Origin of the sequence: uncultured Streptococcus sp. (assembly GCF_963456385.1) — a bacterium.
In the GTDB taxonomy this organism is placed as follows: domain Bacteria; phylum Bacillota; class Bacilli; order Lactobacillales; family Streptococcaceae; genus Streptococcus.
Genome location: NZ_CAUOLF010000028.1, coordinates 16,584 through 27,200 on the forward strand (window position 1 = coordinate 16,584; position 10,617 = coordinate 27,200).

The 10,617-nt window shown below is 44.7% G+C and carries 7 protein-coding genes; 1 reads left to right on the forward strand and 6 read right to left on the reverse strand.

Features of this window, described 5'->3' with window-relative positions:
* Positions 1 to 9 precede the first annotated feature (9 nt).
* Genes RP262_RS10355 through RP262_RS10365 form a run of 3 tightly spaced genes read right to left on the reverse strand, consistent with a single transcriptional unit; the run spans position 10 to position 2,691 of the window.
* Positions 10 to 864 (reverse strand): shikimate dehydrogenase, encoded by an 855-nt coding sequence (locus RP262_RS10355; RefSeq protein ID WP_311155097.1) that lies wholly within the window; start codon positions 862 to 864, stop codon positions 10 to 12.
* Entirely contained in the window at positions 854 to 1,531 is a 678-nt protein-coding gene (gene aroD / locus RP262_RS10360) for a type I 3-dehydroquinate dehydratase (RefSeq protein ID WP_002906180.1), read from the reverse strand. The genes RP262_RS10355 and aroD overlap by 11 nt, the downstream gene beginning before the upstream one ends.
* The gene (locus RP262_RS10365) at positions 1,528 to 2,691 is read right to left on the reverse strand and encodes a class I SAM-dependent rRNA methyltransferase (RefSeq protein WP_311155098.1); all 1,164 of its coding nucleotides are present in this window, start codon (positions 2,689 to 2,691) and stop codon (positions 1,528 to 1,530) included. Before RP262_RS10365 ends, aroD begins: the two co-directional genes overlap by 4 nt.
* A 250-nt stretch (positions 2,692 to 2,941) precedes the next feature.
* Here RP262_RS10365 and RP262_RS10370 point away from each other — a divergent pair, with 250 nt between their 5' ends.
* Entirely contained in the window at positions 2,942 to 5,137 is a 2,196-nt protein-coding gene (locus RP262_RS10370; protein ID WP_125340874.1) for an LTA synthase family protein, read from the forward strand.
* A gap of 53 nt (positions 5,138 to 5,190) precedes the next feature.
* Here RP262_RS10370 and pulA read toward each other — a convergent pair whose 3' ends face one another.
* From pulA to ligA, 3 genes are read right to left on the reverse strand one after another with little or no spacing between them, the layout of a single operon-like run.
* A complete protein-coding gene (gene pulA / locus RP262_RS10375) occupies positions 5,191 to 7,488 on the reverse strand; it encodes a type I pullulanase (protein ID WP_311155099.1) in 2,298 nt (765 codons plus the stop codon).
* A 23-nt stretch (positions 7,489 to 7,511) separates the two neighbouring features.
* Positions 7,512 to 8,462, reverse strand: coding sequence for a diacylglycerol kinase family lipid kinase (locus RP262_RS10380; RefSeq protein ID WP_002914839.1), 951 nt, complete (start codon positions 8,460 to 8,462; stop codon positions 7,512 to 7,514).
* Positions 8,463 to 8,471: 9 nt separating this feature from the next.
* A complete protein-coding gene (gene ligA / locus RP262_RS10385) occupies positions 8,472 to 10,430 on the reverse strand; it encodes an NAD-dependent DNA ligase LigA (RefSeq protein ID WP_311155100.1) in 1,959 nt (652 codons plus the stop codon).
* Between the last annotated feature and the right edge of the window lie 187 nt (positions 10,431 to 10,617).

Here is a 10,617-nt window from a genome sequence, read left to right on the forward strand (position 1 = left end):
AGCGCCTCCTTATTTATACAATTCTTCTAAACACTGCCAAATTTCCTGACTGGGCATGGTCTTGCCGGTCCAAAGCTCAAAGGCTTCTGCTCCCTGATAGAGCAGCATACCAAGTCCATTGACCGCTGTGACATTTTGATTTCTGGCCCATTTGAGAAAGGGCGTTTCAAAAGGTTGGTAGATAACATCTGCAACTAAAATCTGGTTAGGCAGCTCAAGCTGTTCAGGCAGGGGCATGCTGATGCCATCCATACCTAGACTGGTCCCATTTACCAGAAGGTCTGATTGGTTGATTGTATTCTGCAAGCTATCCGCATCCTCCAAGGTTAGTACTTGGATACGACTCTTGGTTTGGTGGCTGATAACTGCCATTTTGCTGACTGTCTTCTCATAGGAAGCTTGCCGAGTAAAGACGAAAATTTCCTCGGCATTGTCCAAAGTTGCTTGAGCAATAATAGCTGTCGCTGCTCCACCTGTTCCTAAAATCGTCATTTTTTTGCCCTGAATAGCAAAAGAAGGCAAGCTCTTAAAAAATCCCTTGCCATCTGTGTTATAACCAACTAAAATTCCATTTTTATTCACAACCGTATTGACCGCTCCAATAAGGCGGGCGCTGACATCCAGCTCGTCCAGATAAGGTATCACTTCCTGCTTATAGGGCATGGAAAGATTGACACCAAACATATCGTATCTGCGGATATTTTCTATACTGGCCTGCAGATCCTTTGCTTCTACTTCCCAAGCTAGATAGACACCATTGACACCAGTCTTTTCAAAAGCCATATTGTGAATAAGAGGAGAAATACTGTGCTTAATTGGCTTGGCAACCACAGCAGCCATGCGGGTGTGGCCATTAATTCTCATTCAAAATCTCCTGGATTTTCTTCATATTGCTCAGGGAAATCTGACCAGGTGCTGACGCCATATCCTGACTGGCAAATGACCAGCTGGAACCTGTCAAATCAGCCGCAATGCGTGAAATCTTGCCGACTTTTCCCATGGAAATGGTGACAAAATCCTGCTCAGGATTCAAAGTCTTGAAACCGCGAGTATAGTTCATCAAGTCCAGCACATCCTGCTCATTGTGAGCCATGACAGAAACCTTGACCACCTTAGGGGTCAGAGAAGTCAGCTCAGACAGGATTTCCATCATATTTTCAGGTGTCTCCTCAAAGTTATGGTAGCTCAGCACCAGATTAGGAAACTCAAGCATTTCTTCAAATTTCCCCTTGTGAGAGAAGTATTCAAAGTCAATATAGTCAGGCTGGTAAAAACCGGCTACTTCCTTGATGAGAGCTACGTATTCATCATCGGACAGTTCGATTTCTCCGCCTTCCTGACGGGTCCGCAAGGTGAAAATCAATTCACGTCCGGCAAATTTTTCAAAAATAGCTGGCGCAACATTTAAAATGTCATCCTTGGCCAGAAAATCTGCCCGCCATTCAATAATATCCGCATCTTCGTAGCGTGATACATCAATTTCTTGAGCTTCTTCTAAACTCTTGGGCATTACAGAAACGACTAATTTCATTGGTCCACCTTTATTGTAAATACCTTGAGGTAATTACTGCTCCCGTCTTTTTTATTATAGACAAAGTCTGCTGGCAGGCCATACTCCGCAAGATAGCGGTGCTTTCTGCCGGCAAGGCCTTTTTCAATTTCTTGTTTAAACTTACTTTTAGAAAGATTGGCTGCATTGGTACTTAAAATCATGATTCCCTTAGGATTCAGGATTTCCAAAGCTTGTGCAACCAAACGATGATAATCTTTAGCAACCGAGAATGTCCGCTTTTTATTTCTAGCAAAGCTAGGCGGATCTATCACAATGACATCAAAGCTTAGATTGTGACGCTTAGCGTACTTGAAATAATCAAAGACATCCATCACCTGAAAGCGATGCTGATCCAGTGTCAAACCATTGGCCAGAAAATGAGCTTCTGACAGCTCACGGCTGCGCTTGGCTAAATCCACAGAGACCGTCTGACTGGAACCGCCCATAGCTGCTGCTACTGAAAAAGCTGCTGTGTAGGAAAACATATTGAGTAAACTTTTACCAGCAGCCAGACCATCTACCAGACTTGCACGCACATCGTGCTGATCCAGAAAGATACCGGTCATAAGACCATCATTCAAAAAAACCTGATAGCGAACACCATTCTCCAAGACTGTGAAGGTTTCCGGTGCTTCCGCTCCATAGAGATGAGCCGATTCGTAGTTCAAACCCTTGAAACGAATCTTTTCATAAGCTCCCTGAATCTCTGGGAAAACCTTAGCGAAGGCTGTCAGAATCTGCTCCTTGATAGCAAAGACAAAGTCATTGTACCAAGAAAAAAGCGCAAAGTCATTGTAGAAATCCACCGTGAAGCCACCGAAGCCATCCCCCTCTTGATTAAAGAGTCGAAAGGCTGTCGTGTCAGACGAATGGAAATAAGTAGAACGTCTGCTCTTAGCCTGCTCAAAGAGGTCTTGAAAAAAATCCGAGTTCAGCTCTACCTTCTTCTGGGAAATCAGCCAGCCCACTCCCTTATTCTGCGGAGAGAGATAAGCTGTGCCTAAAAACTTTCCCTGACGGTTTTGCAGATCCACACATTGATTTTGAAGCGAAAGAGCGCCAAAATCCTTTTTATCTAATAAAAGAATGCCCTTTCTCAGTTTTTCTTCTGCCTCTTGAGTAACAGTAAGTTTATTCATAAATTATATTATACCAAAGATTGTGAAAATTCTCAAAACATATTTTACATTTGAGTTAATAAAAGATTTCACAAACAAGTGCAAAACGACTATAAACCTCTCCATAGAGGGGATAAGACTTTTATAGAAATATTACAATTTCGCTGATTTAAAATATCTCAAATGCGGCTCAAATTTTCCTTAACTGGAGAAATTATGTTATACTTAGAGGAGAAAATTTTTAGGAAATAAGACAAGGAAGTAACTTTTTGTGAAAAAAATAACCAAGAATTTACTCAATTTCATGAGTACGAGACTAGGTTTTGTCTTGATTTTACTGGTCCTCTATTGGATAAAAACCATGTGGGCCTATACGATTGATTTTAACCTTGATATTCAAGGTGCTTATCAAGTATTTTTAGCTATTATCAACCCTTTCCCTATCAGCCTTTTGCTGCTGGGACTAGCACTTTATGTAAAACGAACCAAATTATTCTACAGCCTAGCCTTCGGAATCTATCTGCTCCTCTTTGCTTGGCTGGTGTCTAACTCCATTTATTACCGCGAGTTCAGCGACTTTGTTACAGTCAATACCATGCTGGCTTCTAGCAGCGTTTCAGCTGGACTTGGGGAAGCAGCACTTGAGCTCTTCCGCCCTTGGGATATTCTTTATCTGATTGATTTCCCGATTTTGGCCTTCTTATTCTTTAAGAAATACATCCGCATGGATGACAGGCCTTTCAATAAACGCGCCAGCTTTGCTGTGACATCCCTGTCTGCCATGCTATTCTCAGCCAACCTTTTCTTGGCTGAAATTGACCGGCCTGAGCTCTTGTCACGTGGATTTTCCAACTATTATGTTGTTCGTGCTCTGGGCTTGCCAGCCTTTCTAGGTTACAGTGCTAACCAGACATATACCGCCAATCGTGAGCGCTCCAAAGCTTCTGAAAAAGACTTGGAACCAGTAACAGAATATATCCAATCCCACTATGCGGAACCAAATCCAGAATATTACGGGATTGCCAAGGGTCGCAATGTCATCTACGTCCATCTGGAAAGCTTCCAGCAGTTCCTGATTGACTATAAGCTGCAGGCAGATGGGAAAGAGTACGAGGTGACACCTTTTCTCAACTCCCTCTACCACTCCAATTCGACTCTGGCTTTCTCTAATGTCTTCAACCAGGTCAAGGCTGGTAAGACTTCTGATGCTGAAACCATGATTGAAACTGGGCTCTTCGGTCTCAATCAAGGATCCTTCATGGTCAACTACGGTGGTACCAATACCCAGCAAGCTGCACCTTTTATTCTTTCCAAAAACGGCGACTATACTTCTGCTGTTTTCCATGGAAATACAGGAAGCTTCTGGAACCGTAATACAGCCTACAAGCAATGGGGCTATAACTATTTCTTCGATGCGTCTTACTTTACCAAGCAGGACGACACCAACTCTTTCCAGTATGGTTTGAACGACAAGATTATGCTGAAAGATTCCATCAAATATCTGGAACACCTGCAGCAGCCTTTCTATGCTAAATATATCACGGTTTCCAATCACTATCCTTACACGACTAGCTTGATTGGTGACGAAATTGGCTTCCCTCTGGCTAAGACCAAGGATGAAACCATCAACGGCTACTTTGCCACTGCTAACTATCTAGATTCTTCTGTCAAGGCCTTGTTTGACTATCTCAAAGAATCTGGCCTCTATGACAACTCTATTATCGTTCTCTATGGGGATCACTTTGGAATTTCCCAAACCCGTAATCCTAACTTGGCCCCTCTTGTAGGCAAGACTTCTGAGACTTGGTCCAACTACGACAATGCCATGATGCAGCGCGTGCCATACATGGTAGTGGTGCCTGGCATGGACAAAGGAAAGATAATTGATACATACGGTGGTCAAGTAGATATGCTGCCAACATTAGAGCATTTACTGGGCATTGACTCTAAGAACTACCTTCAAGTTGGACAAGACCTGCTGTCATCTCAGCATCAGCAAATCACAGCCTTCCGCTCCAGCAATAACTTTGTCACTCCAAAATACACTAGCTTCAATGGACGGACCTACTACACCCAGACCGGTGAGGAAATTACCAATCCAGACGAAACCATCAAGAAAGAGCTGGATGAGATTCGTAATGCCGCCAATACTCAGCTGAAGATGAGTGATGCTATTCAAACCGGTGACTTGATTCGCTTCTACAAGGGAAATGACTTGGGCAAGGTCAACCCTAAAGATTACTCTTATCTTAATTCAATGAAAGCCTTGTTGGCTATTGAAAAGGAAAAAGGCGACCAATCAACCAGTCTTTACTCCAAGCGAGGCAATGTCTCCACTGTGGACCTATTTAACTCGCCAAGCTATCGGGCACTGCATCCAGAGCAGTTCCAAACTAGCAGCAGCGACGAAGACAGCAGTCAAGAAGACTCAAGCTCTTCCAGCTCTAGTTCCACAGCCAATCCATAGATAGCAAAAGCCTTAAGTCCAATGGACTTAAGGCTTTTCATGTAGCTAATAACTTATTGAATAACTTCAAAAACAGAAACCGTCAGATTTTCAACATAGAAAGGCTTCTTGTGACGACTATTGCCTACTAGGAGGCGCAACTTGTCTGCATTAGGTAGATAGTAAGGCAGGCCGCTGGCATTAAAAATAACCTGATAATGCTTGTCATCCTTGATTTCAAAGATAATCAAACCACTGCCCTGCTCTGCTGATTGAACAAATACATGTTTATAAATATCTTCATAGGTCTGATAAGAAAAGGCCTTGCAGCTTGTCTTGAGGCGAATGATGTCCTTGATAAAATCAATGCTCTCCTGATGGTCCTGCAAAATATCCCAATTCACCTGATTGACTGCATCTGGCGCATTGTAGCTGTTCATGGCCCTTTCGCGATCACTGTGAAGAACTTGACCGTCTTCTCCAGTCGCCACTAGCTTGGTACGGGAAAATTCCTGTCCCAGCTCCATGAAAGCCATGCCTTGCATGAGCAGATTCATAGCAGTTGCCAGTTCAATCCGCTTGGTGCGAGTCAGAACATCATCATCGGGATGCAGCTCCGCAAGCAAATCATGCAGGTTGAAATTATCGTGTGCCTCCACGTAGTTAAGAACTTGATCAGGACTGAGATAGCTGCCTAGTTCACTGCTGCCAAGGATAGACTTAGCGACGATATCCTCCGTCGCCTGACCACTGACAAAACCAGCCTTGATGCCGCCGTAAACCTCGGCTCCCTTGACTGCATCGCGCTCTGTATCATTGAAAAATCCAATCCGCGGCAACTGATAAGCATTGTCCTTCTTGGCCTTGTCTTCTGGTCTCAGGCCAGTACCCATATCCCAGCCCTCTCCATAGAGCAAGATTCTCGGATCCACCTCATCCATAGCTTGACGGATGGCATTCATCGTTTCCACATCATGAATTCCCATCAGGTCGAAGCGGAAGCCGTCTACATTGAACTCCTCTACCCAGTACAGCAGAGAGTCAATCATAAACTTGCGGAATATCTCGTGCTCGCTGGCTGTCTCACTCCCCACACCAGTTCCATTTTGGAAAGAGCCGTTAGGATTCATCCGATAGTAATAATCCGGTACCGTAGCTTGGAAAGCAGAATCATAGGTTGAATAGATGTGATTGTAAACAACATCCAGTGTCACAGAAAGCCCCGCATCATGGTAGGCCTGAATCATTGTTTTCAAATCACGAATGGCCTGCGCTGGGTCGGCAGGATTGCTGGAAAAGCTCGTCTCCGGAGCATGATAATTCTGCGGGTCATAGCCCCAGTTGTAAATCAGCTCTCCATTTTCATCATAGTCCTTGTGACGGTCAGAGACAGGCTGAAGCTGGACAACATTAACGCCTAAATCGCTGATATAGTCAAAACCTGTTTTTTGCCCTAGATGATTGGTAGTTCCTTTTTGACAGGCTCCCAAGAAGGTCCCGCGTAGCTGACTATCCACGCCTGAAGTCTCCGACTTGGTCAAATCCCGAATGTGCATCTCATAAATCACTGCATGATTTGGATTATCCAAGCGCCAGAAAGCTTCTTTGCCCTGCCGAACCTCAAAACCCGCTACTTCTGTCTCATCCGCTCCAAGAATCGCTGAGCGCTTGCCATCTGGACTGGTCGCAACAGTATAGGGATCACGAGTGTAAAAATTGCGATATTCAAAGCTAACATGATAGTGATAGGTTTTGCCGGTCAAGTCTTCAGCTATTTCAGTTGACCAGACACCGATGGTGTTTTCCTTATGGTCCTGAGAATATCGGTCTCCTTTTTGCATTGGGAAGATTTTATAAACAGGAGCTTGATTGTCAGCCGATTCATAGACTACTAATTCTACCTTCTTAGCTGTCGGTGCCCAAACTTTAAAAGTATGTGCGCCGTCCGTCTGACGGTGTCCCAACCAGCCTTGATAGCCCCAGCATTCATCGAAATAATCTGTTCTCAGAGCCACATCAAAGTTATGCGGACGCCGGCGTGAATACTGGTGACTCGTCGTTGCAGCCTGCAGGGAATAGTAAACCTGCGCATCTCCCTCAATCAGCCAAATTTCCGTCACTAGATGAGGAGGCAACAAATCAATATGATAGTCACATGACTGGCTAGACCAGTCTGAACGTTTGATAATCACATGAGCGTGATCTAAGGGCTCCCAGGTTTGAAATGATAATTCCCCCTGAATACCAAAATAATCAAGTTTGGAAAAGGCTGCTTCCTTTCCCCATTGGTTTATTTGCCACTGCCACATATCATAGGAGAAATAATCTCCAGTAGGATTGTGGTAATGGACTAAGACTTTATAGTCTAGCATGTTCTTTCATCTCTTATCTAAAATTATTCTATTGAAAGGGCTGTCTGACTGATTTCATCAATATTGGCAAAAAATTCCAAATGTCCGTGCAGCACCTCCAGTTCAACAGGTGTATCGCCGCCGTATTCTCCATCCAAATTCAGCATAAATGGACCTTTTTTATCTAAAACTTCCAGCTGCAGTTTGCTTGTTTTGAGGTATTCTACGTTGATATCGCCAACGTGCTGACCGCCATTGATAGCCTGCATCATCAGACTCAGCATGTCAAAGAGATTGGCTGTCTTGACTAAAATCAAGGTAAAATTCCCGTCGTCTAATTTTGTGTCCGGTGCTAGCTTTTCAAAACCACCGATAGAGTTAGTCAAAGCCGCAAACATCAGCGAAATCTTCCCTTCAAAGACACCGTGGTCGTGCTTGATACGAACCTTGCGGAACTTAGAGCGAGGGAGTTTTTTTGCTCCTTCTGCGACATAGGCAAAGTAGCCTAGGCGGGATTTAACTTCGCTAGGGACACTATAAGTCAGCTCTGTTAGAGTTCCCGCTGCTGCAATATTGATAAAATACTTGTTACCATAGGCCCGGCCAATATCCATCTTTATGGTCTGGTTCTTTTCAATAATGCGGGCTGCCGCTACTGGGTCTCCCATGGGAATCTTCAGAGCACGCGCATAATCATTGGTTGTGCCAGTTGGAATAAAGGCCAATTTAGGCCGTTCATCCAGATTCGCCACACCATTAACTACCTCATTGATGGTACCGTCGCCGCCTGCAGCAATAATCAAATCAAATCCTGCTTTTGCTGCTCTTTCAGCTTCTTTTTGAGCAGAAAGAGGTGCTGGAGTGGTTTGGTAGGCGCTGGTTTCATAGCCCACATCCTCCAAAACATCCAAAACTTCCGCAATATTTTTCTTAATAATTTCCTGTCCCGAAGTCGGGTTATAAATCAATCGTGCTCGTTTAATCTTATCCTTCATACTTCAGCCTCATAAGCTATCAAGCCAATCTTCATCCCGAATTTCAATTCCTAACTCCTGAGCCTTGGCCAGCTTGCTGCCGGCATCTTGGCCAGCCACTACCAGATCCGTTTTTTTAGAAACAGATCCAGAAACATTAGCACCCAGACTCTGCAATTTTTCTTTAGCTTGATTGCGTGTCAATTTTTGTAATTTACCAGTCAAAACAACCGTCATACCAGATAGGGCTGCATCAGCCGCTGCCTTTTGCCCCAGATAGTCTAGATTCACACCTGCTTCCTGCAGCTCCGCCAAAAGAATCTGAGAGCCTTCCTGCTCAAAATAGGTATGCAGGCTTTGGGCAATTACAGTTCCAAGACTGTCAATAGCCGCAATCTCTTCTTGGCTGGCCTGAGACAGCTTAGGAATATCATGGAATTTCTCCAGCAAAATCCGACTGGCCTTACTTCCAACATGGCGAATCCCCAATCCGAACAAGAGACGTTCGGCCGAGTTCTCCTTGGAAGCTTGAATAGCAGTATACAATTTATTTGCTGATTTTTCCTTAAAGTTCTCTAATTCTAGTAAATTTTCTACCGTCAGCCGATAGATTCCAGCCACATCCTTGACTAGATGTTGAGCAAAGAGCTTCTCTACCACTGCTGGACCCAATCCAGTAATGTTCATGGCATCCCGGCTGGCAAAGTGAATCAGCCCTTCCTTGATCTGGGCTGGACAGAGGGGATTGATGCAGCGCAGAGCGACTTCATCTTCAAAGTGCACTAGCTCACTCTCACAGCTCGGACAGTGACTTGGTATTTCCAGAGTCTCCTCTGAGACACGCTTAGACTCAACCACTCGCAAGACAGCAGGAATAATATCTCCCGCTTTATAGACGATAACGGTGTCTTTCTGACGAATATCCTTCTCCGCAATATAGTCCACATTATGCAAAGTTGCCCGACTGACAGTCGTTCCCGCTAGCTGCACCGGCGTCAGATTAGCTGTCGGAGTCACAACTCCCGTCCGACCCACTGTCCAGTCCACAGACAGAAGCTGGGCTTCCTTTTCCTCAGCCGGAAACTTATAGGCGATAGCCCACTTAGGTGCCTTGACAGTAAAGCCAAGCTCCTCTTGCACAGCCAAGTCATTAACCTTGATGACAATACCGTCAATCTCATATGGCAGACTGTCCCGCTCCTGAGCAATCTTTTCGATAAACTCCCAAACTGCTTCGATAGAATCCGCCAGAATATGAGTAGGATTGACAGAGAAGTCCAAATCCGCCAGCTTGTTTAAAACGGCTTCTTGGCTGCCAACCTGAGTCGGACTGGCTTCTTGGTATAGGAAAGTCGCTAGATTGCGCTTGGCCACAACCGCTGTGTCCAGCTGCCGCAAGGTTCCTGCTGCAGCATTGCGGGGATTGGCAAACTCAGGCTCACCATTCTCCTGCCGCAGCTGATTGACAGCATCAAAGGAAGCCTTAGGCATGTAGCATTCTCCACGAACCGTAATGTCCAGCGGTTCTTTCAAGGTCAGGGGAATATCCTTGACCCGCTTGAGATTTTCAGTGATGTTTTCTCCAACAGAGCCGTCCCCCCGAGTCGCTCCTGCTACCAAGATTCCCTTTTTATAGGTCAGGGAAATAGAGAGCCCATCAATCTTGAGTTCACAAAGATAAGAAACTTGTGGAAATTCCTTGCGAATCCTCTGGTCAAAGGCTAGTAATTCTTCACGTGAAAAAGCATCCTGCAAACTAAAGAGAGGATACTGGTGTGGATATTTTTCAAATCCTTCTAAAATCTTCCCTCCCACCCGGTGCGTCGGACTGTCAGGTAGGATATTGGTTGGGTACTTTTCTTCTAACTCCGCTAACTCACGATAGAGTCTGTCATACTCGCTGTCCGATACACTTGGCCTGTCTGCCGTATAATATTCATGGGCATATCGGTTGAGCAATTCTACTAATTCTGACATTCTTTCTTTCATACTTCTATTTTATCACAAATACACAAAATCTTCCTCTATTTGTTCCCAATTTTTCCTAAAAAACAAAAGGACATCATAACCACCCGTCTAACGGGTGGTTTGTCCCAGGGCTATAAGCCCACATCACCAGCCAGCGCCTAAAGACGCTGGCTTTCACTTTGTTCAAGCCTCATTGCTCTTGACTCGT

Coding starts and splice junctions, on each gene's coding strand:
- RP262_RS10355 (WP_311155097.1), bottom strand. CDS start 864: ATGAGAATTAATGGCCACACCCGCATGGCTGCTGTGGTTGCCAAGCCA.
- aroD (WP_002906180.1), bottom strand. CDS start 1,531: ATGAAATTAGTCGTTTCTGTAATGCCCAAGAGTTTAGAAGAAGCTCAA.
- RP262_RS10380 (WP_002914839.1), bottom strand. CDS start 8,462: ATGAAGGATAAGATTAAACGAGCACGATTGATTTATAACCCGACTTCG.
- RP262_RS10365 (WP_311155098.1), bottom strand. CDS start 2,691: ATGAATAAACTTACTGTTACTCAAGAGGCAGAAGAAAAACTGAGAAAG.
- ligA (WP_311155100.1), bottom strand. CDS start 10,430: ATGAAAGAAAGAATGTCAGAATTAGTAGAATTGCTCAACCGATATGCC.
- pulA (WP_311155099.1), bottom strand. CDS start 7,488: ATGCTAGACTATAAAGTCTTAGTCCATTACCACAATCCTACTGGAGAT.